The organism is Frigoribacterium sp. PhB107 (genome assembly GCF_003751515.1).
Lineage (GTDB): Bacteria > Actinomycetota > Actinomycetes > Actinomycetales > Microbacteriaceae > Frigoribacterium.
The window spans coordinates 1,729,344-1,753,106 of record NZ_RJKU01000001.1 but is presented as its reverse complement, the minus strand read 5'-3'; the positions used below and the strand labels follow the sequence as shown (position 1 = coordinate 1,753,106).

The window sequence follows — 23,763 nt, the reverse complement described above, 5'->3', positions numbered from 1 at the left end:
GACGCATCAGAAGCTCACGCTCGGGGAGAGGAGACGCCACGTGACCGCGAACACGGCCAGCACGACGAGCGCCACGACGACGAGCACCCGTCCGGTCACCGAGGCCCAGCCCCGTCGCTCGCGCACGGCCTGCACGGCGGCGACGGCGGCGGGCACGATCGCGACGACGCCCACCAGCTGCAGCGTCTGCACCACGCGGATCGACCCGGCCGAGACGTCGACGAACGACATGGCCTGCCCGGCCACGACCGCCCAGCCGGCGAGGGCGAGCAGCGTCGCGACCTGGCCGATGCGCGACAGCAGCAGCGCGCGGCGGCGACGTCCGGTCTCGGGACGGCGTGCGGCGACGAGGTCGCGGCGTCCGGTGCGGCGGCCGAGCCCGACGAGCGCGGCGGTCGGCCACGCGACCACCGAGACGAGCAGCACGGCGACGGCGGCGATCACCGACGGCAGCGCCGTCGACGCGACCTGCCAGGGCTGCGCCCGCAGCATCGTGAAGGAGGCGCCCCACGAGATCGCCTGGACGGTCGCGTCGGCCTCGTCCGAGCCGCCGTCGGTCCGGGTCGCGAGCAGGGAGTCGCCGCCCACCTCGCGCCACAGGTGCTCGTCGACCAGCTCGTACACGCCGGTCGTCGTGGCGAGCGGCTTCGGGGTGACCGCGATCGTGCCGTCCGAGCGGGGGACGATCGTCGTCTGGCCGCTCAGGGCGAGGAGCGCGCCCGGGTTCGTGACCGGCGAGCGGGAGGAGGTGAAGGTGCCGGCCATCGCGGCGGCCGCGGCGGCGCTGTCGAGCTGGCCCGCGCCTCCTGCGGTCTCGTCCGACCCCGACGACGTCGCCGAGGAGGGGGCGGCGTCTCGTTCGGCTGATCCGTCTCGAGACGGATCAGCCGCAGCAGCGACCGAGTCCGCGCCGGTCCCCGCGAGGTCGGCCTCAGCCGAGGCGTCGCGCAGGTACCGGTCTGCGAAGCCCTGCAGCAGCGTCGTGCGCAGGTCGAGCGTCGCGGTCGGGGTGCGTCCCGAGGCGTTGAACGACACGAAGATGCCCGCGTCGGACTCGGGGAACATCCGCATCGCGCTGTGGAACACCTGCGTGTCGCCGTCGTGCCCGAAGGCTGGGACGCCGGGGGTGCTGTCGTCGAAGAAGCCGAGGTCCATGCGTTGCCCGACGGCGAGCGTGCCGAGCTGGTCGGCTCCGAGGGCGGGGCGGTGCATCTCGTCGAGGGTCGCGGGCTCGAGCAGGGACTGCTCTGCGGGCAGGTCGCCCAGGTGCGCGAGCATGAAGCGCGCCATGTCGGAGGCGGTGGCCGACATCGCGCCGGCGGGGGCCGCGTTCACGACCTCGGTCGGCACGGACGGCGCCGAGTCGTTCGGGTAGCCCTTCGCGAGCCGCGCCTGGAGGTCGTCGGGCAGGGGCTGCTCGAAGGTCGACGACGTCATGTCGGCGCGGTCGAGGACCTGCTCCTGCACCAGCTCGGCGAACGGCTTCCCGCTCACCCGCTCGGCGACGTAGCCGGCCAGCGTGGCGCCGTAGTTCGAGTACGCAGGAGTCGTGCCGGGCTCGTAGACCTGCGCCGGGGGAGCGTCCGTCACCGCCTCGCGCAGCGTCTTCTCGCTGCCGGGGGTGCCGATCAGGCCGGCGATGACCTCCTCGAAGCCGGCCGTGTGGGTCAGCAGGTGCCGCAGCGTGATCGCGCCCTTCGGGGTGTCGAGGTCGAAGTCGAGGTATTGCTGCACGTCGGCGTCGAGGTCGAGCTTCCCCTGCTCGACGAGCTGCATGATCGCGGTCGCCGAGACGACCTTCGAGACGGAGCCGATGCGGAACAGGGTGTCGTCGGGGTCGACCGGGCGGGCCGGGTCGCCGTCCGTGCCGGTGTCGGCGAGGCCGTAGCCGCGGGCGGTGAGCACCTGGCCGTCCGAGACGACGGAGACCGTCGCGCCGGGGATGCCGGCCGTCTGCAGCGCCGAGCCGAGCGCGCCGTCGAGCCAGGCGTCGACGTCGCCCTTCGTGAGCTCGCCCCCGCCGGGCTGGCGCTGAGGGGTCGCAGGAGGCGCGGGCTCGGTGTCGGGGGAGGTCGCGCCGGCCGCGGTGCCGGCGGCGGTGCCCGGGTCGGACGCGCCGGCCGAGCAGGCGGCGAGCGGGACGGCGAGGGCGACGACGGCCGCGGCGGCGGCGAGCCGGGGCAGGAGGCGGCGGCCGCGGAGGCCCGTCCGCGGCGGGGTGGGGAGGGGTGTCGATGTCATGCCTCCACGCTCGCCGGTCGGGCGCCGCGCCACAGGGGGCAGAGGTCGGGACCTCGCCTGCGACCTGAGTCGCAGGCGAGGTCCGCCCTGCCGCCGTCGCCGCCGTCGCCGGGGTCGCCGGGGTCGCTGACGTGTCGCGTCACGTTCCGAGCATCACGTCCCGCCACGACACGACGTGATGCTCGGAACACGATGCGACACGGGAAGCGCGAGACGAACGCGCGCACGCCCGGCGAACCCGCGCGTACCCGCCGGCGCGTGGGAGGGTGCGCGCGGGTCCGAGGGGTGCGGAGCGCGCTGCGGCGCGCCGTCGCACGCTGCAATAGTGTCGCGACGTGACGATCACTCGGCGGGCCGGCCGCCGCCTCCTGCGGGCTGCTGTCGTGCTGGCCGCCTCCGGTGCGCTTCTGCTCGGGCTCGCCGTGCTCCTGACCTGGTGGACCGACCTCACGGCGGGCGATCCCGCCCGGTACAGCTCGGCACCGCAGCCGGACTGGTTCACCCTCCGGCTGATCGCCGGGAACGTGCTGACGCTCGCCGCGGGCGCGCTGCTCGCGACGGCCCTGGTCGTCGGAGTCGTGGGTCTCGTGCGGATGCTGCGGGCCGGCGACGGACCCCGGTCGTCGTCCGACGGGCGCCCGGCGTGACGGCCGGCACCGGCGGACCCGGCGCTCCCGACCACGACGAGCCCGGCCCCGACGGGCCCGGCTCGCCAGACCACGACGAGCCCGGCGAGGGCGGCGACGCTGACGGCCCCGACGCTGACGGCCCCGATGCTGACGGCCCCGACGCGCCGCTCCCCTCCGGCTGGGTGCGGATCGGAGAGCGCAGCTGGTGGTCGTCGTGGGCCGGGTACAGCGCCGTCTTCGTCGTCACGACGATCGTCTACTTCGGCGCGCAGGCCGGCCGGTTCTTCGACGGCCTCGTGCCGTTCCCGAGCGACCTGCTGCTCGGCGCCGTGCTGATCGCGGCCCTGATGTGGGTCGCCACCGCGGTGCGGAACGCGATCTACCCGCAGCCCTGGGTGAACCTCGACACCGACCAGCTGCGCGCCGGCACCCGCCGCACCGTCGCGCTCGTCGACGTCGACCGCGCGCTGGTCCCGCTCGACCCGGCCCTGCGGTCGGACGTTCTCGTGCTCCGCCTGACCGCGAAGGAGGCGCGGGTCGAGATCATCCTGCGCGACCGGCGGGGCCCGCGCCTCGACGGCACCTCCACCCGGGTGCTCGCGGAGGCGCTGCGCCGCACGTCCGTCGCGATGCCGACCTCGGCGACCGACCCGACGGGCCGCTTCGGCCGCTACAACTTCCCCGGGCACATCGGACTCGGCGACGCCGTCGCGCTCGTCGAGCGCCCGCCCGCTCCCGGGGCGCCGCTGCCCGCCTCCTGGTGAACGTGCGCCGTGGGGCCCGCAGCTCGCGCTGAGGCCGCCTGCACGCCTCCGGCGCACGGCTCGTCGAGCTACACCCCCGAGCCAGCGCTACACCCTCGGTTCCGGGGGTGTAGCGCTGGATGCGGGGTGTAGCTCGCAGCTAGTGGAGGCGGGCGGCGCGCGCGGCCCACGCGCGGCGGCTGGTCTTGCCGGCGTCGTCGCGCACGGGCTCGTCCACGAGCCACAGCGCAGCCGGACGTCGCTCGGGGTCGAGCCGCTGCCGCGCCCACGCGAGCAGCTCCTCCGCGGTGACGCCCGCACCCACGCCCGCGCTCGCCCGCGCCCCCGCACCTGCCCCCGCGCCCGCCACGTCGACCACGGCCTCGATCCGCTGCCCGAGGTCGTCGTCGGCGACGCCGAACGCGACCGCGCCGCGCACGGCGGGGTGCGCCTCCAGCACCCGCTCCACCTCGGTCGGGTGCACGTTGACGCCGCCGCGCAGCACGACGTCGTCGACCCGGTCGACCAGGTGCAGCCACCCGTCGGGGTCGAGGCGGCCGAGGTCGCCGAGGGTGTCCCAGCCGTCGTCGGTCCGGGCCGAGCGGCCGCCGAGGTACCGGTAGGTCGGGCCTCCCTCGCGCCGGAGCCACACCTGCCCGACAGTGCCCGCTGGCAGGTCGTCGCCGTGGGCCGTGCGGACGGCGACGCTCGTCCGGCCGCCCGGGCGACCCACGCTGCCGGGGTGCTCGAGCCACTCGTCGCCACGGATCGTCAGCACTCCGTTCGACTCGCTGCCGGCGTAGACCTCGACGACGCGTTCAGCGCCGACCCAGGCCATGAACCGGCGCTTGAGGTCGGGCGGGCACGGCGCGCCGAGGTGCAGCACGGTCTGGAGCGACGACAGGTCGGCGGCGGCGCGCTCGTCGGCGGGCAGGCGCAGCAGCCGGTGCATCATCGTCGGAACGAGCAGCGCCCAGGTCACGCGATGTGCGGCGATCGCCCGCAGCACCCGTCGCTCGTCGAAGCGCGGCAGCAGCACGAGCTCGTGCCCGGTCAGCAGCCCGCGGAACGCGTACGTGAAGCTCGCCGAGTGCGTCAGCGGCCCGGCGACGAGCTGCACCTGGTCGCGCGGCAGGAACGACGCGACGGCCGCCGACGGGTCGAGCAGCGCGGGCGCCGCGGCCAGCACGACCTTCGGCCGGCCGGTCGACCCCGACGAGGTCGGCGCCTTCCAGCTCGACGCCCACGCGTCCGGCAGAGGAGGCGCGTCGCCGGCCACCGGGGGAGGCGCCCAGCCCGCAGGCACCCACGGCACGCCCCCGGCACCCGCGGCACGCCCGGCACCACCACCCGCACCCGCCGACGGCACCCCCACCACCAGTGCCGGCCGCACCAGCGCCTGCAGCTCGGCTCGCTCCGCGGCGTCGAGCCCGAGCGAGATCGGCTGCGGCGTCGCCCCGCACTTCCAGATCGCGGCGCAGACGACGATCATCTCGACCGTGTTCGGCAGGGCCACGGTCACCAGCGAGTCGTGGCCGACGCCGAGGTCGAGGTAGGCGCGGGCGAGCACCGAGGAGGCGCGGTCCAGCTCCGAGGCCGTCAGCGTCCCGGCGTCGTCGCGTGCCACCACGCGGTCCGGGTCCGCCTCAGCGAGCCCCGTGACGATGCACGAGATCGACTGCCGCGCCATGGTCGCCCTCCCCGCCGACGGCCTCGTAGAACTGCTCGTGGAGCAGGGCGACGTCGTCCCAGGAGTGCGACGCCGCGAGGTCGCGGCCGGGACCGGCTGCGGGGCCGGCCCCGTCGAGGGCGGCGACCAGCGCCTCCTCGATCGACGGGGGGTCGGCCGCATAGACGACGGTCGGGCCGAACACTCCGTGCAGCACCGGCAGGTCGCGGGCGACGACGGGCACGCCGGCGGCGAGGGCCTCCATCGCGGCGAGCCCGAAGCCCTCCTTGGTCGAGACGAAGGCGAGGGCGCCGGCGGCGGCGACGAGCGAGGGCAGCTCGTCGTCGTCGACCACGCCGAGCACGACGGGGTCGAGGCCGAGTGCGGCGATGCGGGCGTCGACCCGGGCGCGGTAGTCGCGATAGTCGAACAGGGTCTCGCCGCCGCCGAACACCAGGCGCACGTCGGGTCGGCGGCGCTGCAGCAGCGCGAACGCCTCGACCAGGTCGAGGCTGCCCTTGCGCGGCTCGATGCCGCCGAGCGCCAGCACGTACTCGCCGAGCCGGTCGCGCCAGCGAGCCCGGTCGCCGTCGCCCGAAGGGCCGGCCGCCGCGGCGAAGCGGGCCGAGTCGACGCCGTTCGGGATCACGGTCGGGGTCAGCCCCCAGCCGCGCTCGACGTCGGCGGCGACGGCGGCGGACACGCAGATCCGGGCGAGCGGGCGGCGGACCGCGTCGTCGTGGCAGCGCACGAGCTCGGGGGTCGTGAACTCGTCGAGGTGGTGGATCGTCCGGAGGCACGGGCCGACCGCGTTGGCCGAGATGCAGTCCTGCGCGTGCACCACGTCGTACCGCTCGCGCATGCGGGCCTCCGCGAACGCGGCCCCCATCGTCTCGATCGATCGAGCGATCCGCTCGCCGACCGACTCGTCGTCGCGCGCCTCGAACGGTACGACGCGGATCGACACGGCCGGGTCGACGCGGCGGAAGAACGCCTGGTCGCCGCCGCGGCCGAGGGTCCAGACGGTGACGTCGTGACCTCGCCGGGCCAGCGCCTCCGACAGGGCGAGGGCGTGCACGACGCCGCCCCGCGGCTTCGTCGAGTAGGTGACCTGCGCGATCCGCATCAGCGCAGGCCGCTCTCGTAGGCGGCCGGCACGCGCTGCCGCAGGTGGTCCATCGTGCGGCGGGCCCGGGCGGCGTCGGCGGCGACGTCGGCCGTCGCGACGGCGAGGCCGCCCTTGGCCCAGGTCTTGGCGACGATCTCGCCGGCAGGGTCGACGACCTTCGCCTGCCCGAGGAACCTCAGCCCGCCGAGCACCCCCGTCTGGTTCGACGAGACGAGCCAGAGCTGGTTCTCGGCGGCCCGGGCGCAGTCGTAGAGGTCGAAGAGGTGGGCCTGGCGGTCGTTCCGGAGGCGGTCCGAACGGTCCGTGACGCTGGCCGGCCAGGCGCTCAGGCAGACGAGCAGCTCGGCGTCCGCGAGCGCCAGGGTGCGCGACGACTCGGGGAACGTCTTGTCGAAGTCGATCATCATGCCGAGGCGGCCGACGGGGGTGTCGACCGGGGCGAAGCCGGTGCCGGCCCGGTACACCTCCGACTCGCCGAGCGGCAGGTGCACCTTGCGGTGCGAGCCGAGCACGCGGCCGCCCTGCACGCAGACGGCGCTGTTGTAGCGGACGTCCTCACCCCCCTCGAGGGCACGCTCGGTGACGCCGAAGCAGACCGTCATGTCGCCGGCGAGATCGGCGACGGCCTGCACCTCGGGCCCGTCGATCTCGACCGCCGGCGGCAGCAGGGCGTCGGCGTCGTCGGGACCCGAGGAGGCGCCCCCCGGGTGCACGAGGTCGAGCAGGTACCCGCCCACGGTCGCGTCGGGCAGCACGAGGAGGTCGACCCCGCGGGCGCGCGCCTGCTCGACCATGCCGGGGAGCTTCGCGAGCGTCCGCCCGACGTCCCGGCCGAAGTGCGCGGCGACGGCTGCCATCGTGATCTCGGCCATGGCGTCAGGCTAGCCCGCGGCCACGGCCTTCTCCGCGAGCACCGATCGGTCAGCGCGGCCAGCCCGGCCGGCCCCGCCGGCCCGCGCCGCGATGCTCTCCGCGACGTGCGCGGCGTCGCGGGCGATCGCCTCGAAGCGCCCCGACCCCCAGGTGTGCAGCCACGGCAGCCCGAGGAAGTGCAGCCCGGGCGCGGTGGTGACCCCGCGATGGTGCGTCGGGACGCCTCCTCCGTCGAAGACCCCGACCTGCACCCACGACCAGTCCGCCCGGAACCCGGCCGACCAGACGACGCTCGTGATGCCCGCCTCGCGCAGGTCGAGGCTCGTCACCTCGGCCTCGGGCCGCCAGACCGGCACGTAGCGCGGCTCGACGGGCGCGTCGACGCCGGTGCGCTCGATGAAGCGGTCGATGTCGGTCTTGATCGACTCCATCACCGAGTCCGCGTGGTCGAGCGACGCCTCCGCGGTGGGTCTGAAGGTCAGTGCGGTGCCCTCGGCGCCGGTCAGCCGGCCGTAGAGCCGCATGCCCTCGAGCGCGAAGGCGCGCAGGTCGATGTCCCGGCCGCCGTCCCGCCCGGTCATGTAGTGGTTCGTCGACTCGCGCTTCGTGAGGCCGCCGACCTGGGCTTGGACGGGCACGTCGTACACGCCCATGTCGCTCAGCCAGGCGATGCAGTCGCGGCCGCGGTAGAAGCGGGCGCACCGGGGCGCGGAGCCGAGCGCGAGGTGCACCTGGCGTCCGGCGAGGTGCAGGTCCTCGGCGATCTGGGCGCCCGACTGGCCCGAGCCGACGACGAGCACGCCGCCCTCGGGCAGGGCCTGCGGCGAGCGGTAGTCGGCGGAGTGCACCTGCACGACGTCGTCGGACACCCCCGCGGCGACGGCCGGCAGCACCGGGCGGTGGTAGCCGCCGGTGGCGAGCACGACCTGGTCGGCGACGATCGTGCCCTGGTCGGTGACGACCTCGAAGCCGCCGGCCGCCGCCTCCCGCAGCCGGGTGACGAGCACGCCCTCGACGACGGGGGCGTCGAAGGAGGCGGCGTACCGACGGATCCACGCGTGCACCTCGTCGCGGCCCATGAAGCCGTCGGGGTCGTCGCCGTCGTAGGCGAAGCCGGGCAGCACGCACTGCCAGTTCGGGGTCACGAGCGTGAAGGCGTCCCACCGGCGGTCGATCCAGTCGTGCGCGATCGTGTCGCGCTCGAGGACGACGTGGTCGACGCCCTGGCGCGTCAGGTGCCAGCTGATCGAGAGGCCGGCCTGGCCGCCGCCGACGACGGCCACCTCCACGTGCGTGCCGTCCACGACACGGCGCTGGGCGGTCACGAGCGCGGTCACGACGACGCTCCTGCAGGAGGCGCGGCTGCGGTCGCCGGGGCAGGCAGCGGCGGATGCATCTCGAGCACGCGCACCGCGCCTCCTGCGTGCGTCGCCGCGATCGCGACGATCTCGGCCTGCTGCTGCATCGCAGACGTGCAGGCGAAGCCGTAGGCCGCGGCGACGCGCTCGCTGGCGATCTGCAACGCGGTCGTCGAGCGCTCGACGAACTCGGCGAGCGGGTACTCGGCGCCGGTGACGAGGTGGTCGTGCATCACGAGGCTCGGTGACCAGCACGCGGTCTCGGAGCCGTCCGGCCAGCGCACCTGGAACGTCATCTCAGGCACGGGCGAGGCTCCTGCCGGCGGCGGAGGCCGCCTCGGCCTCGCCGGTGCGGTACGCGTCGGGCCGCCGGTCGCGCAGGTGGAACATGCCGCCGCGCATGGCCCGGAAGGTGCCCTCGACGTCGATCTCGGCGATCGCGAGGCCCGCCTCGAGCAGGGTCGTGGCGAGTACGACGCCGCCGGGGTCGACCACCTTCGCGTTGCCGACGTAGCGGAGCGAGCCGAAGGTGCCGGCCTGGTTCGAGGCGATCCAGAAGACCTGGTTGTCGAGGGCGCGGGCCGTGTCGAGCAGGTTGAAGCGGTAGGTCCAGCGGTCGTCCTGCAGGTTCTCGGCGGTGGCCGTGCGGGCCACGGGCCAGGCCGACATGCTGACGATGATCTCGGCGCCGTCGAGCGCCAGCGACCGTGCCGCCTCCGGGAACGCCTTGTCGTAGCAGATCTGCATGCCGAGGCGGCCGACGGGGGTGTCGAACGCCTCGTAGACCTCGCCGGCCGAGTACGACATCGCCTCGCCGAGGGGCTGGTGCACCTTGCGGTACGAGCCGTAGATCCTCGTGCCGTCGAGGCAGACCGCGGCGTTGTACCGCGTCTCGCCGTCGTCGGCGAGCTCGCAGAAGCCGATGCAGACGACCATGTCGCCGACGATCTGCTGCACGCGGCGGAGCTCGGGGCCGTCGAGCGCGACCGCCGGCGGCAGCGAGCGCGTCGTGGTCTTGAGGGTGTCGCCGTGGTTGCCGAGCGACGACAGGTAGCCGCCGATCGCGGCCTCGGGGAAGACGAGCAGCTGCACGCCGGCCGCCCTCGCCTCGCCGACGAGGGTCTCGATGAGCTCGTAGTTCTGGTCGAGGTCCCGGGTGAAGTTCGCCGAGACGGCGGCGACGGTCGTCGACATCGTGTCTCCTCTGGTCGGTGGAGGCGGTGGCGCAGGTTCCTGCGGTGCGTCCATCAGACGCCAGGACCTGTTTCGGATTGGTTACAGCCGGAATAAGAACTCGTGTCGCGGGTCGGGGCCGCAATAGAGAGGCACGATCCGCGACGCCGAAACAAAACGGCGAATCCTCGTAATCCGCCTGCAACACGGCGGTCGAAGACTCGGGACCAGATCCAGGCACCGCAGTTCGACCGGCACCGTCTCGTCCCGACCCCGCAAGGAGCCCGCACCATGAGCGACAACGACATCGACTTCGACCAGCAGGTCCTCGACAACATCGAGATCTCCCGCAACGAGATCGCGCACCCCTCGCTGCCGAAGGGGAGCAACATCTACGGCTCGACCAAGATCTTCCCCGACTACACGGCCACGAAGGACGAGCACTACTTCCAGCTCGTGCACGGCATCGCCCACGAGTCGTCGGTGAGCTTCGTCGCCGTGCTGCAGGCGACCAGGGCCCTCCGCAAGGGCTTCACGAGCGTGCTCTACTTCTACGGCCCCGGCTCGATGAACTGCATCGCCAACCGCGGGTTCCCGACGACGGGCTCGGACGGGTTCCCCGGCGAGAACAACATCAACAACGCGCTCGAGACGTTCATCGCCGAGGGCGGGACGGTGTTCTGCTGTCGCTTCGGCCTCGCGCTGCACGGCAACCGCGAGGAGGACCTGATCGCCGGCGTGATCCCGTGCCACCCCCTCGACGTGCAGGACGCCGTCATCCACTACGCCCGCAAGGGCGCCATCATCAACAGCACCTACATGGTCTGAGCCGGTGACCGCGTGACGATCACGAACGAGCCGCAGGCCCCCACGCGCGGTGCCGTCGGCATCTCGAACGGCGGGGCGCTCTCCACCCGCGTCGACGTCGCCATCCGCGGCATCCGGGTCGCCGCCCCCGTGCACCGCGAAGGAGGCGCTGGTCCGAGCGACGACGGACACGTGCTGTTCCAGGGCCTGCAGTCCGCGATCCCGCAGAGCCAGGACAGCCCCTACCTCGTCGACGACGGGCGACTGCTGCTCGACGGCGAGGACACGGGCATCGAGGTCACGCCGGTGTCCCGCCCCCGGTTCTACGACCTGGCGACGGCGGACGGCGTCTCCTACGAGGCGATCGCGCGCCTCCACGGGGCCAAGGTGCTGGCGACCACAGTCGTCCAGACCTGCGTGCGCTACGACGTCGCCGAGCGCTGCCGCTTCTGCTCGATCGAGGAGTCGCTGAACTCCGGCGCGACCGTGGCCGTCAAGACGCCGTCGATGATCGCGGAGGTGGCCGAGGCCGCCTGGCGACTGGACGGCGTCGAGCAGATGGTGATGACCACCGGCACCTCGAAGGGGCGCGACCGCGGCGCGACCCACCTGGCTCGGTGCGTGCGCGCCATCAAGGCCGTGGTGCCCGAGCTCGAGATCCAGGTGCAGTGCGAGCCGCCGGGCGACCTCGCGACGATCACCGACCTGTACGAGGCCGGCGCGCGCTCGATCGGCATCCACGTCGAGTCGATGGACGACGACGTGCGCCGCCGCTGGATGCCGGGCAAGTCGCGCGTGTCGATGGACGAGTACCGGGCCGCCTGGCGCGAGGCCGTCCGCGTCTTCGGCCGCAACCAGGTCTCGACCTACCTGCTCGTCGGCCTCGGCGAGGATCCGGACGAGATGGTCGCCGGCGCCCAGGAGCTGATCGACATGGGCGTCTACCCGTTCATCGTCCCGTTCCGGCCGCTGCGCGGGACCCTCGCGACCGACGTCGACCACGTGCCCGCGCCGCACGGCTCGGTGCTGCACGACATCACCTTCCGGGTGTCGGAGGCGCTGATCGCGGCCGGCATGAAGGGCACCGACCAGAAGGCCGGCTGCGCAGCCTGCGGCGCGTGCTCGGCGCTGCAGACGGCCGGGGGCTGAGGTGGTGCTGCTCGACGTGCCCGCCCTGATGGGACCGCGGGTCGTCGCGCCGCCCACCGCGGAGTTCATCGTGGGGGTCGCCGACCGCGCCGAGGTCGAGGCGTACCGACGGCTGCGCCGGGACGCGTTCGTCGACGAGCAGGGCCTGTTCGAGGGCACCGACCGCGACGAGCTCGACGACGACCCGCGCACCGTCGTGCTCGTCGCTCGCGCTGGCGGAGGCGTCGTCGGCGGGGTGCGCCTGGCGCCCGTGGGGGAGGAGGACGTCGGCTGGTGGACCGGCTCCCGGCTCGTCGTCGCGCCGTCGGCCCGGAGCGCCCTCGGCGTCGGATCGGCACTCGTCCGGGCCGCGTCGGCGCTCGCCGAGCATCTCGGGGTGCTCCGCTTCGACGCGACCGTCCAGGTGCGCTCGTCGGTGCTGTTCCGGCGTCTCGGCTGGGAGCAGACCGGCCGCTGCGTGATCGGCGGCGTCGACCACCTCCGGATGCGCTGGCCGATCGACCGGCACCAGCGTCTCGTCGACGCGACGAAGTCGCTTCTCGAGGCCGTGCTCGAACCGCACACCGCCTGGGCGGCGTCGCCCGACGGATCACTGGGAGGCGCGGGCTGGGTCGGCGACGACGGGGCGCCCGTGCCGGGCACCGACGTCGTCGCGGCCTGCGACGCGATCCTGCCCTCGATGGTCGAGCGCGACCCGGAGTGGGCCGGCTGGTGCGGCGTGCTCGTCAACGTCAACGACCTCAGCGCGATGGGCGCCGCGCCCGTCGGGCTGCTCGACGCGGTGGCGGGCCGCGACGCCGCGTTCGTCCGACGGGTGCTCGCCGGGGTGCGCCGCGGCGCCGAGGCCTGGGGCGTGCCGTTGCTCGGCGGCCACACGCAGGTCGGGGTGCCGGCCGCGCTCAGCGTCACGGCGCTCGGACGGACGGCCCATCCTGTGCCGGGCGGCGGCGGCCGGTACGGCGACGCCCTCAGCCTCACGGTCGACGTGAGCGGCTCGTGGCGCGAGGGGCACCACGGCAGCCAGTGGAACTCGACCGAGCGGCGCCGCTCGCACGAGCTGCGCGACCTCGCGGGCACCGTCGCGCGGGCACGACCCGCGGCGGCGAAGGACGTCAGCATGGCCGGCATCGTCGGCACCGTCGGGATGCTCGCGGAGGCCAGCGGGTACGGCGCCGTCGTGGACGTAGCATCCGTGCCGAGGCCGGGCGGCGCCTCCTCGGGGGTGACCGTGGGGGACTGGCTGAGCTGCTTCCCCGGGTTCGGCATGGTGACGGCAGACCGTCCTGGGGAGTCGCGGATGCACTCGCCGTACGCGGAGACGGCCGAGATCGGCGAACTGTCGCTGCGGCGTGGGGTCGACCTGCGCTGGCCCGACGGCGAGGTCACGCGTGCGGTCGGCGGCGGTGTGACGGGCCTCGGCCCCGCCTGAGCGGTGCGGACGCCGGCGCCGCCGCGGACGGCGCCGACCGGATCCTCGGCGACACCCGACGGGAAACACGACCGTAACGACACTGTGCGTCTGCTCGAAACACCCCATGAATACGGTGTGGATCGTGTGATCCACACGAGCGGACCGACGGCGATCTGCGAGGCACGAGGCCGTCCCGTCGGCCCCGTCGTGCAGCCCGGCCGTGCGTCGGACCAGCGTCCCCCTGCCCCGCAGTCGTCGACGAGCCGCGCTCGACCTCGACCGAAGGAACCTGCCCCGATGCAGCACACCACCCGGCGCCTCGTGCGCCCCCGGACGGCCCTGGCCACCGGCGCCCTCGCCGTCGGCCTCGTCGCCCTCGGGAGCGCTCCGGCCCTCGCCGCGCCCGCCCCGATCGCGCCCGGCATCACCGCCGCGTCGATCACCGCTCCCGCCGCGGCCACGGTCGGCGACGTCGTCGACGCGTCGGTCGCGCTGACCGGCACCAGCGACGTCTACGCGTACGAGCTCGTGGTCGAGTACGACCCCGCCGTGCTCGACTACGTCGACGGCAGCGCGACCGCGCCCGACGGCGGCTTCGACGCCGTCGACGAGCAGGACGGCACCCTCACCGTCACGCACACCCGGCTCGGCACCTCACCCGGGCTCGCGGGCGACCTCGCCGTCGACCTGCAGTTCGCCGCGATCGGCGCCGGCGACGGCACGCTCGACCTCGCCTCGGTCACGCTCGTCTCCGAGGACGGGCTGACGACGACGCTCGCGGCGCCGTCCACGGCGCCGCTCGCGGTGACGGCCGCCGCAGTGCCCCCGGTCGACCCGGCACCCGTGCCGGTACCCGACCCGAGCACGCCCGCAGGAGGCGGCACCGCGCCGGTGCCCTCGCCCACGTCCGGCGCGACCGGCGCCTCCTCGGCCTCGGGGCCCCTGGCCTTCACGGGCTCGGACGCGTTCCCGGGGATCCTCGCGGGCGCCGCCGTGCTGCTCGCCGGGATCGCCGCCGTGGTCGTCGCCCAGGTGCGCCGCCGCCGCTCGGCGGGCACCCGATGAGCGCGCTCCGCCCCGGCGCCCGCCAGGCGCCGCTCCGCCCCGGCGCCCGCCAGGCGCCGCTCCGTGCCGACTCGCCCGGCCACGTCTCGCCCGCCCCCGACTCGACCAGCCACAGGAGGACCTCCCTCGTGCCATCCACCCGACGCCGCGCCCTCGCCGCGACGACCGTCACCTGCGCCCTCGCGCTCGGCGGGCTCGTCGCCGTCCCGGCCGCGAACGCCGCTGACGCAGCCGCAGGCACCGACACCGCCGCCGCGGCAGCGCCCGCGCCCGCCGCCGGCACGTTCCTCGCCCCGTACTGGGTCGAGCTCGACCTGACCGGCGACCGCCAGGTGACGGCCGACGACCTCGAGGTGCTGAGCTCGGCGCTCGGGGCGACCAGCGCCTCCCCGGCGTGGGACCAGGTCGCGGTCGCCGACACGGACGCCGACGGCGTGGTCACCGTCTCGGACGTCGCCGCCCTGTCGCAGCGCATCGTCTACGACGACGGCCCCTTCGAGATCGTCGAGGCGTCGGTGGTCGAGATGCAGGCCGCCATGAACGCCGGGGTCACGACCTCGGTCGAGCTCACGCAGGACTACCTCGACCGCATCGCCGCCTACGACACGGCCAAGGTCGACCCGGCGTCGAACGGGCGCCCGCTGCGCTCGATCATCACGACCAGCGGGGTCGCGCTCGCCGCGGCCGCCGCGGCCGACGCGACCCGCGCCTCCGACGGGATGACCGACATGCTGCTCGGCGTGCCGATCGCGGTGAAGGACAACTACGACACGGTCGACATGCCGACCACCGGCGGCTGCGGCTGCTGGGACGGCAACCAGACCACGACCGACGCGGCCATGGTCGCCGGGCTGCGGGCGTCGGGCGCCGTGATCCTCGCGAAGGCGAGCCTCGACGAGTTCGCGTTCGGCTTCGCGTCCGAGTTCTCGTCGTACCAGCCCGCCGGCACGAGCACGCTCGTCGCCAGCCCCTACGTCACCAGCCAGACGGCCGGCGGCTCGAGCGGCGGCACCGGGGCGGCGATCGCGGCGAACCTCGCCGGCATCGGGTTCGGCACCGACACGGGCGGCTCGATCCGCATCCCGTCGTCGTTCAACCAGCTCGTCGGCGTCCGCCCGACCGTGGGCCTCGCGAGCCGCGACGGCATCATCCCGCTCGCCCTCTCGCAGGACACCGGCGGCCCGATCGCCCGCACCGTCACCGACGCGGCCGTGGCGCTCGACTCCGTCACCGGCGTGGACGCGGCCGACCCGGTCACCGCCGAGCAGCAGGGCCTCGTGCCGGAGTCGTACACGAGCTTCCTCGACGCAGACGCCCTCGCCGGCACCCGCATCGGCTACGTGACGTCGATGGTCAGCACCAACCGGACCACCGCTCGGCTCTTCGCGGAGGCGCTGGTCACCCTGCAGGCGCAGGGCGCGACGGTCGTCCCGATCTCGGCGCCGCCGAGCGGCTTCGCCGCCGTGCTCGCCGAGGGCAGCGGCAGCACGAACGAGTTCAAGCACGACCTCGACGCCTACGTCGCGAGGCACCTGGCGCCGAACGTCGAGGCGCGCTCGCTGCAGGGCGTGCTGGCGTCGGGCAAGTACGTGCCGTCGCGGGCCGGCACCTACCGGTCTCGCGACGCCGTCACCGAGGCGACCTACCAAGGGTGGGCGGGCCCGACCGGCACGCACACCACGGCCATCGCGAACGGGCACGCCCTGGTCACGGCGATGCTGGAGGACCAGGACCTCGACACGCTGATCTACCCGTCGGGCAACCCCTACGCCGCGTTCAGCACGAACATGCGCCTCAGCCCCAACACGGGCATGCCGGCCGTGACGGTCCCGATGGGGCAGGCGACCGACGCGGACGGCACCGTCACCGGCGCCGGCGTCAACCTCGAGTTCCTCGGGCGGGACTACGCCGAGGGCGACCTGCTCGGCCTCGCCTACGCGTTCGAGCAGGCCACGGGTCCGTCGCAGTCGCGCACGGCGCCGGGCCTCTACGGCCCGCTGCCCGCGGGCTGAGCGCAGGAGGCGGCCTCCCGGCCGCGCAGGACGGGGCCTGCGTGCCGTCGCTCACCACGAGCGGCGGGGCGCGGGCCCCGCGCTGTGCGCAGAGCATCGCCGCCGTGCGTGGGAGCACCTCCGCCGCCGCCCGTCAAGCCCGGGACACCGGCCGCGCGGGCGCGCAGCGTGGTGTGACGGCGGCGATCGGGCCGCTGTCACGGACTGAGGAGAGAACACCCATGGCAGGACGCAACACGGTCATCCGCAGCATGCACGACCTGGGCCTGGCGGCCTGGTTCGGCGGCAACCTCATGGGCGCCGTCGGCGTGAACGGCGCCGCGGCCGGTGCGGAGGACCCGGTCGAGCGCCTCACGCTCTCGTCCCTCGGCTGGGCCAAGTGGGCGCCGTTCCAGGTCGGCGCGCTCGTCGTGCACGGCATCGGCGGGATCGGCCTCATCGCCGGGAACAAGAGCCGGCTCGCCGGACAGCGAGAGGCGCGCGGCAACACCGCGCTGAAGCTCGTCCTCACGGCCGCGGCGATCGGCACGACCGCGTGGTCGGGCGTGGTCGGCGCCCAGATGGCGAAGAACGCCCAGGAGGGCGCGAAGGGCACCACCGAGCCGGGCGCCGGCACCTCGGACGAGCTCGCGAGCGCCCAGCGCCAGCAGAAGCTGCTGCAGTGGGCGACACCGGTCCTCACGGGCGTGCTCCTCGTGCTCGGCGCCCAGCAGGGCGAGCAGCAGCGGCCGTTCGCGGGGCTGCTCGGCCGTCGCTGAGCACCTCCGGCACCCCCGACGATGCACCCCTGAACTCGGGGGTGCGGTGCATCGTCGGGGGTGTCGGACGTGACGGCGGACACCGCCGCCGAACAGTGCCCCACGCTGCACCATCCCGGGCGCGGGCGCGCGCGCTGGCCTTCGACGGTGGACGACGACCTGCCCTGGGCCAGCTACCAGAGGGACAGGCTGCCGCGCGGCTGGGGCTGGCCCCTGACCCTGACCCGGTCATCTGTCGCGGAGCTGTTGCGCGAGCAGGAGGCGGTGGTCGACCACCTGCACTTCTTGCTGCCCCTCCTCCCGGTCGACCTCTCCCGCGTCTCGCTGGTCTCCGCGCGGATCCCCGGGAACGCTGTCTCCTCTCTTCGCATGACGCCGGCGTGACGACGCGCGTGGCGCAGCCGCCCCTGCGAGACTCGGAGCATGCCCGAACACGGTTCCCCGCTGCAGCGCCTCGGCTTCCTCACGATCGGGTCGTTCGACCCCGCGTCCCCGGCCGGCGGCCACGAGGACACGCTGCGGGTCATCGAGCGCGGCGAGCAGCTCGGCCTCGACAGCGCCTGGCTGCGTCACCGCCACCTGCAGCCCGGCATCTCGTCGCCCGTCGCGATCATGGCCGCCGCGTCGCAGCGCACCAGCCGCATCGAGCTCGGCACCGCCGTCACGCCGATCGGCGCCGAGAACCCGTTCCGTCTGGCGGAGGACCTCGGCACCGTCGACGTGCTGCTCGGCGGTCGCCTCAACCCCGGCTTCTCGACGGGCACGCCGATGAACTTCGACCTCTACCGCGACGCCATCTACCCCGACACCCTCGACCAGGAGGACCTCGGTCCCGACCGCCTCCTCCGCCTGCGTGACCTCGTGCGCGGCGACGTCGTCAGCGCCTCGCCCGGCCGCCGCGGCATCGAGGAGTTCAGCGACGTCGTGCAGCCGCACAGCCCCGGCCTCGTCGACCGGCTGTGGTGCGGCGTGGGCAGCACCCGGTCGGCGGTCTGGGCGGGCGAGCACGGGTTCCACCTGCTGGCGTCGAGCGTCACGAAGGCCGAGCAGGGCACCGACTTCGCCGTGAACCAGCGCGCCCAGATCGACGCGTACCGCGACGCCCACCCGGCTGGCGCCTCCGCCCGGGTCTCCCAGGGCCTCGTCGTCGTGCCGACCGACTCGGCGACCCCGGAGCAGCGCGCCCGCTACGCCGCGTACGCCGAGTCGCGCACGGGACGAGTAGGTGTGCCGCAGGGCCCCGGGCAGCTGCTCTTCGCCGCCGACCTGGTCGGCACCTCGGCGGAGATCGCCGACGCCCTGCACGCCGACCCGGCCTACCAGGCGGTCGACGAGGTGGCCTTCGCGCTGCCCTTCGCCCTCGAGCCGGACGACTACGCGCAGATCCTCACGGACCTCGCCGAGCACCTCGGGGCGGAGCTCGGCTGGACGCCCGCCCCTGCGCCTGCCCCTGCGCCGACGCCGACGCCCTGACGACCGCGTCCGCGCAGGCGCGATGAACCGCGTTCCGAACCATGAACCGCGATAGAACGCGGTTCATGGTTCGGAATGCGGTTCGAGGCGAGAGAAGAGACCTCAGGCGCCGCCGCCACCGCTGCCGCGCACCACGCGCTCGAGCAGCTCGAGGTCGATGCCGACGTGCGCGCGAGCGAGCGCCGCCGCCTCCCGTGCCCGCCCCGCGCTGATCGCGTCGACGATCGCCTCGTGCTCGGCGAGCGCGCGCAGCTCCATCTCGCGCATGCCGTCCCGACCGCCCCAGGGGTGGGCCGGCGCGGCGATGCTGACCCGCGCCTCCAGCTCGAACAGGACGTCGCGCAGGACGGCGTTGTGGGCGGCCTCGGCGATCGCGACGTGCAGCAGCTCGTCGGCCTTCTGCGAGGCGAGCCCCGAGTCGGCGGCGCGGTAGGCCTCGAGGCGGTCGCGCAGCAGGGCGACGTCGGCGTCCGTGCGGTTCTCGGCCGCCGCCTCCGCGACGGTGCCGTGCAGTCGGCCGATGGCGGCGCTCGTGTCGCTGAGGTCCGACCACCGGGCGGCGAGGGTGCGCTGCGCGACGGCGGACGTCGATCGGGCATCCTGCTCGGGGCGGGAGTCCTGCGCGAGCACGAACGAGCCGCCACCGCGCCCGCGCTGCGTCTCGATCAGCCCCTGCTCGACGAGCCGCGCGAGAGCCTGCCGCACGGTCATGCGCCCGACGCGCAGCGAGGTCGCGAGCTCGCGCTCGGCGGGGAGGCGCTGGCCGGGCAGGTACTCGCCGGTCGCGATGGCCGTGACCAGGCGGTCGGTGATGTCGTCGGCCCGGGTCGTCGGCTCGAGGGGAGCGTCGAGGGCGCCGGAGGCGGTCGTCTCGCTCGTCGTCATCCGCCCTGCCCCTGCCTGCGTCCTCATGTGCTGCGTCTCTTTGTTACCGCCACATTAAGTCACGAACAAAGGTCTTGGCACGAGACCTTTCCGGGTGCATGCTCTCTCGCATGTCCACGAGCACCGCCGACGTCCTCCCCTTCCGTGACGGCCACACCTGGCTCCAGGTGACCACGCCCGACGAGCCGCGCGTGGGCGCCCTGCCCCTCGTCGTGCTGCACGGCGGCCCCGGCATGGCGCACGACTACCTGCGGAACCTCGCGGCGCTCGCCGACGAGACCGGCCGCACGGTCGTCCACTACGACCAGTTCGGCTGCGGCCGCAGCAGCCACCGTCCCGGCGCCCCCGTCGAGACCTGGACCCCGGCGCTCTTCGTCGCCGAGTTCGACGCCGTCGTGGCGCACCTCGGCCTCGAGCGCTTCCACGTGCTCGGCCAGTCGTGGGGCGGCATGCTCGGCGCCGAGATCGCGGTTCGGCAGCCCGCGGGGCTCGCCAGCCTCGCGATCTGCAACTCGCCCGCCTCGATGCAGCTCTGGGTCGAGGGCGCGGCCGAGCTGCGGGCCCAGCTGCCGGCCGAGACGCAGGAGGCGCTGCAGCGTCACGAGGACGCCGGCACCACTACCGACCCCGAGTACCTGGCCGCGACGCAGGTCTTCTACGAGCGCCACGTCTGCCGTGTGGTCCCGATGCCCCAGGACTTCGTCGACAGCGAGGAGCAGATGGAGGCCGAGCCGACGGTCTACCACACGATGAACGGGCCGAACGAGTTCCACGTCATCGGCACGATGCGCGACTGGAGCATCGTCGACCGGCTGCCCCGCGTGTCCGCTCCGACCCTCGTCGTGGCCGGCGAGCACGACGAGGCGACGCCCGCCACCTGGCAGCCGTTCGTCGACGGCATCGCCGACGTCCGGTCGCACGTCTTCGCCGGAGCCAGCCACTGCAGCCACCTCGAGCAGCCCGAGGCGTTCCGCCGCGTCGTCGCGGAGTTCCTGAGCGCACACGACGTCGCTGCGCACGACGCCTGACCCGTCCCCCCCTGACCGGCGCGGGTCGCGCTCCCTGAACCGACGCGACCCGCGCCTCCCGCACCTCCTCTGCCCCACCCCCACCGCACCTCCTCGTCGTTCACCCGCCTCGACCCGAGAAGAGACACCATGTCCGAGAAGACCGCGTCACCCGAGCTGAGCAACCAGCAGCAGCTCGAGCAGTACGGCTACAAGCAGGAGCTGAAGCGGTCGGTCTCGACCGTCGACCTGCTCATCTACGGCCTGATCTTCATGGTGCCCATCGCGCCGTGGGCGATCTTCGGCACCGTCTACAACGCGTCCTCGGGCATGGTGCCGCTGGTCTACCTCGTGGGCCTCGTCGCGATGATCTTCACGGCGCTCGCCTACGCGCAGATGGCCAAGTCGATCCCGCTCGCCGGCTCGGTGTTCTCGTACGTCGGCCGGGGCATCCACCCGATCGCCGGGTTCTTCGCCGGCTGGGCGATCCTGCTCGACTACCTGCTCGTGCCGACGCTGCTCTACGTGTTCGCGGCCGAGTCGATGATCGGCATCTTCCCGGGCAGCGCCCGCTGGATGTGGGCGCTGATCTTCGTCGCGATCAACACCGCGGTGAACCTGCTCGGCATCAGCTCGATCAAGGTGATGAACCGCGTGTTCCTCGCGATCGAGGTCGTCTTCATCGCGATCTTCGTGATCATCGCCGTGGTCGCGCTCAACAACGGCACCATCCCCGGCGCCGAGTTCACGACCGACCCGATCTGGGACTCCAGCAAGGTCACCGCGCCCCTCATCGCCTCGGCGCTGTCGATCGCGGTGCTGAGCTTCCTGGGCTTCGACGGCATCTCGACCCTCTCGGAGGAGAGCACCGGCAAGCGAGGAGGCGCGGGCAAGGCGATGATCATCGCCCTGTTCATCGTCGCGTTCTGCTTCGTGCTGCAGACCTGGCTGGCGAGCGCGCTGGCGGGGGGCCGGGACTCGTTCCCCGAGGGCGAGGCCGGCAACGCCTTCTTCGACCTGGTCAGGGCCGCGTCGAACAGCGGCTGGGCGACGGCGTTCTTCGTCGTGAACGTGCTCGCGGTGGGCATCGCCAACGCGATGGCGGCGCAGGCCGCCACCTCGCGCCTCCTGTTCTCGATGAGCCGCGACAAGCAGCTGCCGGCGTTCCTGTCGAAGATCAACACCCGCAAGGTGCCGCAGGCCGCGATCCTGGTCGTGTCGGCCCTGTCGGCCGTGCTCGTGCTGTTCTTCGTCGGGCAGATCAACGTGATCGCGTCGCTCGTGAACTTCGGTGCGCTGTTCGGCTTCATGCTGCTGCACGTCTCGGTCGTCGTGCACTACGTCGTCAAGAAGAAGTCGCGCAACTGGCTGCTGCACCTCGTCGTGCCCGTGATCGGGTTCCTCATCATCGGCTACGTGCTGGTGAACGCGGCGCCCGAGGCGAAGATCGGCGGGCTGGTGTGGCTCGTGCTCGGCGCCGGGGTGTTCCTGTACTACCGCAGCCGAGGAGGCGCCGCCCCGACCCTGGGACAGGGCGCCGACGACGCCGCGGTCGCGTCGACCCCGGCCGCCGACTCCGAGCGGCACGACGCGTGAGCGGCGGCGACGGCATCGACCACTTCCTCGGCAACGAGCTCGGCCGGCCCGGCTTCAGCGCCGCCGTCGAGCCCGTGCTGCGGATCACGCCCGGCACCGGCGAGACGATCGGCTTCGAGACGAGCGACGCGGTCTACGCCGAGCTGCACGGGCACCACGACCTCGCGCAGCTGTCGGTGCCGATCAACCCCGTCACCGGGCCCGTCTTCGTCGAGGGGGCGATGCCCGGCGACGCCCTCGCCGTGACGGTGCACGACATCCGGCTGGTCGACCACGGCTGGTCGGTCAGCCTGCCCGGCTCGGGAGCGCTGCAGCACGTGATGGGCGACGAGATGTTCACCCGGCGCGTGCCGATCGACGACGACGGGGTGCACGTGACGTCGCGGCACACCTTCGCTGCACGACCGATGATCGGCTGCATGGGCACCGCGCCCGCCGAGGGCGAGAACTCGACGATCATGCCGGCGTACCCGCAGGGCGGCAACATGGACGTCACCGAGAACACGATCGGCTCGACCGTCTACCTGCCCGTGATGGTCGAGGGCGCGTACCTCTCGATCGGCGACGTGCACGCGATCATGGCCGAGGGCGAGTCGTCGTTCGTGGCGATCGAGGCGCAGGGCACCGCCGTCGTCTCGATCGACCTCGTGAAGGGCCTCGGGCTGCGGGCGCCGCGGATCGAGACGGCCGACGACTGGATCTTCGTCGGCCTCGGCGTCCCCGTGCAGGAGAGCGTCCGGCGGGGCTACGAGGACGCGTTCGCGTTCCTCGTCGACGACCACGGCTGGTCGCGGGGAGACGCCTACGCCGTGCTCAGCGCGGTCGGGCACTCCCGGCTGGGCGGGCCGACGGGGTCGGTCGCGCCCGACCCGCTGCACCCGTTCGCGGCGGTCGGCGCGGTGACGCTGCACCGCGTGCCGAAGAGCGTGCTGTAGGCCGCTGCTCTCTCTCGCACGCTCGCCCCTGTCCTGACACCGCCGAGTGAACCGGACACCACCCATCGACACGGTGTTCCGTTCACTCGGCGGTGTCGGAACGCGGTCCTTCGCGAGACCGGCGACCCCACGGCCGGGGCGGCCGGGTCAGCTCTCGAGGTGCGCGAGCATCGAGCCGATCAGGTCGTTCGTGGGCACGTTGTACTGCTCGACGGCGATGTAGAGGTCGCCCCGGACGAACCACGTGTGAGCCGCCTCGATCGGGTACTGCTCGACCTCGATCGGCTGCTGGCAGAGCTGGCCGCCGTGCGCGTCCTCGCAGGTGGCGCCTGCAGCGGTGACCTGATCGAGCAGGGAGGCGGCGGTCGGCTGGTCCAGACGGCCGAGGATCACGCCGATGCCGGTGATGTCGGCGGCAGGGTCGCGCCAGAAGCAGTCGAGCTCGGCGGCGGCGTCGACGATCTGGAACGGCTGCGATCCGGCCTCGGGGACGGTCGCCGTCCGTGAGCCCCTGGCGGTGCCGTCACGACGCGGGAACTCGACCGGGTTGAGCGGGGTGCTGCCGAACGTGGCGGCGTAGGTGGACCCGTCGACGATCTGGGTGCAGTCGGTCGGGATGGTCACGACGGGCGCGACGGTCTCCGTCTCGGCGGGCTCCGACGGCTCCGCCGTGGGCGACGACGTCTCGCCCGGCGTCTCCGTCGGAGTCGGGACGGCCACGGTCGCCGTCGGCCCCGCGGTGACGTCGTCGCCGGACGCACCGCCGGCGCACCCGGTGAGCCCGATCATCGTGGCGGCCACGAAGGCGGCGGCCCCCAGCGTCGTGCTGCGTCGTCGGTTCGTCATGGCG

At 73.7% G+C, this 23,763-nt stretch carries 22 protein-coding genes; 13 read left to right on the top strand and 9 right to left on the bottom strand.

Going from position 1 to position 23,763, the window contains the following annotated elements:
• Window positions 1-6: 6 nt before the first annotated feature.
• Window positions 7-2,241, bottom strand: coding sequence for a serine hydrolase (locus tag EDF18_RS08035; protein WP_123547150.1), 2,235 nt, complete (start codon window positions 2,239-2,241; stop codon window positions 7-9).
• A 335-nt stretch (window positions 2,242-2,576) separates the two neighbouring features.
• On the opposite strand from EDF18_RS08035, the gene EDF18_RS08030 reads away from it, so the two are divergent.
• Both EDF18_RS08030 and EDF18_RS08025 read left to right on the top strand, forming a co-directional pair.
• A complete protein-coding gene (locus EDF18_RS08030; RefSeq protein ID WP_123547149.1) occupies window positions 2,577-2,888 on the top strand; it encodes a hypothetical protein in 312 nt (103 codons plus the stop codon).
• Window positions 2,885-3,634, top strand: a complete 750-nt coding sequence (locus tag EDF18_RS08025; protein WP_123547148.1) for a hypothetical protein — start codon at window positions 2,885-2,887, stop codon at window positions 3,632-3,634. The genes EDF18_RS08030 and EDF18_RS08025 overlap by 4 nt, the downstream gene beginning before the upstream one ends.
• Before the next feature lie 139 nt (window positions 3,635-3,773).
• On the opposite strand, the gene EDF18_RS08020 is transcribed toward EDF18_RS08025, so the two are convergent.
• The 6 genes from EDF18_RS08020 to EDF18_RS07995 are packed head-to-tail and all read right to left on the bottom strand — an operon-like array spanning window position 3,774 to window position 9,836.
• Window positions 3,774-5,303: an AMP-binding protein gene (locus EDF18_RS08020; RefSeq protein ID WP_123547147.1), complete on the bottom strand. Its 1,530-nt coding sequence runs from the start codon at window positions 5,301-5,303 to the stop codon at window positions 3,774-3,776.
• The gene (locus EDF18_RS08015) at window positions 5,260-6,408 is read right to left on the bottom strand and encodes an MSMEG_0565 family glycosyltransferase (protein WP_123547146.1); all 1,149 of its coding nucleotides are present in this window, start codon (window positions 6,406-6,408) and stop codon (window positions 5,260-5,262) included. The genes EDF18_RS08020 and EDF18_RS08015 overlap by 44 nt, the downstream gene beginning before the upstream one ends.
• Window positions 6,408-7,283, bottom strand: coding sequence for a carbon-nitrogen hydrolase family protein (locus EDF18_RS08010; RefSeq protein WP_123547145.1), 876 nt, complete (start codon window positions 7,281-7,283; stop codon window positions 6,408-6,410). The genes EDF18_RS08015 and EDF18_RS08010 overlap by 1 nt, the downstream gene beginning before the upstream one ends.
• A 9-nt stretch (window positions 7,284-7,292) precedes the next feature.
• Complete coding sequence (locus tag EDF18_RS08005; RefSeq protein ID WP_233569032.1) at window positions 7,293-8,621, bottom strand: MSMEG_0569 family flavin-dependent oxidoreductase; 1,329 nt, start codon at window positions 8,619-8,621, stop codon at window positions 7,293-7,295.
• Complete coding sequence (locus tag EDF18_RS08000) at window positions 8,618-8,938, bottom strand: MSMEG_0570 family nitrogen starvation response protein (RefSeq protein WP_233569068.1); 321 nt, start codon at window positions 8,936-8,938, stop codon at window positions 8,618-8,620. The genes EDF18_RS08005 and EDF18_RS08000 overlap by 4 nt, the downstream gene beginning before the upstream one ends.
• Window position 8,939: 1 nt before the next feature.
• Window positions 8,940-9,836, bottom strand: coding sequence for a carbon-nitrogen hydrolase family protein (locus EDF18_RS07995; protein WP_123547143.1), 897 nt, complete (start codon window positions 9,834-9,836; stop codon window positions 8,940-8,942).
• A 270-nt stretch (window positions 9,837-10,106) separates the two neighbouring features.
• On the opposite strand from EDF18_RS07995, the gene EDF18_RS07990 reads away from it, so the two are divergent.
• The 8 genes from EDF18_RS07990 (at window position 10,107) to EDF18_RS07955 (ending at window position 18,490) form a co-directional block, all read left to right on the top strand.
• Window positions 10,107-10,643: an MSMEG_0572/Sll0783 family nitrogen starvation response protein gene (locus tag EDF18_RS07990; RefSeq protein ID WP_123547142.1), complete on the top strand. Its 537-nt coding sequence runs from the start codon at window positions 10,107-10,109 to the stop codon at window positions 10,641-10,643.
• Window positions 10,644-10,655: 12 nt separating this feature from the next.
• The gene (locus tag EDF18_RS07985; protein WP_233569031.1) at window positions 10,656-11,771 is read left to right on the top strand and encodes an MSMEG_0568 family radical SAM protein; all 1,116 of its coding nucleotides are present in this window, start codon (window positions 10,656-10,658) and stop codon (window positions 11,769-11,771) included.
• A 1-nt stretch (window position 11,772) separates the two neighbouring features.
• Complete coding sequence (locus EDF18_RS07980) at window positions 11,773-13,200, top strand: MSMEG_0567/sll0787 family protein (protein WP_199732363.1); 1,428 nt, start codon at window positions 11,773-11,775, stop codon at window positions 13,198-13,200.
• A gap of 279 nt (window positions 13,201-13,479) precedes the next feature.
• Window positions 13,480-14,247, top strand: coding sequence for a cohesin domain-containing protein (locus EDF18_RS07975; protein WP_148050065.1), 768 nt, complete (start codon window positions 13,480-13,482; stop codon window positions 14,245-14,247).
• Window positions 14,244-16,259: an amidase family protein gene (locus EDF18_RS07970; protein ID WP_123547140.1), complete on the top strand. Its 2,016-nt coding sequence runs from the start codon at window positions 14,244-14,246 to the stop codon at window positions 16,257-16,259. Before EDF18_RS07975 ends, EDF18_RS07970 begins: the two co-directional genes overlap by 4 nt.
• A 221-nt stretch (window positions 16,260-16,480) precedes the next feature.
• Window positions 16,481-17,017 (top strand): hypothetical protein, encoded by a 537-nt coding sequence (locus EDF18_RS07965; protein WP_123547139.1) that lies wholly within the window; start codon window positions 16,481-16,483, stop codon window positions 17,015-17,017.
• 147 nt (window positions 17,018-17,164) lie between these two features.
• Window positions 17,165-17,401, top strand: a complete 237-nt coding sequence (locus EDF18_RS07960) for a hypothetical protein (protein WP_148050064.1) — start codon at window positions 17,165-17,167, stop codon at window positions 17,399-17,401.
• 39 nt (window positions 17,402-17,440) lie between these two features.
• Window positions 17,441-18,490 carry an LLM class flavin-dependent oxidoreductase gene (locus EDF18_RS07955; protein WP_123547137.1) on the top strand — a complete coding sequence of 350 codons (1,050 nt, stop codon included), beginning with the start codon at window positions 17,441-17,443 and terminating at the stop codon, window positions 18,488-18,490.
• A 102-nt stretch (window positions 18,491-18,592) separates the two neighbouring features.
• On the opposite strand, the gene EDF18_RS07950 is transcribed toward EDF18_RS07955, so the two are convergent.
• Complete coding sequence (locus EDF18_RS07950; protein ID WP_166644827.1) at window positions 18,593-19,402, bottom strand: FadR/GntR family transcriptional regulator; 810 nt, start codon at window positions 19,400-19,402, stop codon at window positions 18,593-18,595.
• An 83-nt stretch (window positions 19,403-19,485) separates the two neighbouring features.
• Between EDF18_RS07950 and EDF18_RS07945 the strand changes: the two genes are divergently transcribed.
• From EDF18_RS07945 to EDF18_RS07935, 3 genes are all read left to right on the top strand, one after another.
• A complete protein-coding gene (locus EDF18_RS07945; RefSeq protein WP_233569030.1) occupies window positions 19,486-20,403 on the top strand; it encodes a proline iminopeptidase-family hydrolase in 918 nt (305 codons plus the stop codon).
• A 129-nt stretch (window positions 20,404-20,532) separates the two neighbouring features.
• Entirely contained in the window at window positions 20,533-21,978 is a 1,446-nt protein-coding gene (locus EDF18_RS07940; protein WP_123547134.1) for an APC family permease, read from the top strand.
• A complete protein-coding gene (locus EDF18_RS07935) occupies window positions 21,975-22,913 on the top strand; it encodes an acetamidase/formamidase family protein (protein WP_233569029.1) in 939 nt (312 codons plus the stop codon). The genes EDF18_RS07940 and EDF18_RS07935 overlap by 4 nt, the downstream gene beginning before the upstream one ends.
• A 147-nt stretch (window positions 22,914-23,060) precedes the next feature.
• Here EDF18_RS07935 and EDF18_RS07930 read toward each other — a convergent pair whose 3' ends face one another.
• Complete coding sequence (locus EDF18_RS07930) at window positions 23,061-23,759, bottom strand: hypothetical protein (protein ID WP_123547133.1); 699 nt, start codon at window positions 23,757-23,759, stop codon at window positions 23,061-23,063.
• Between the last annotated feature and the right edge of the window lie 4 nt (window positions 23,760-23,763).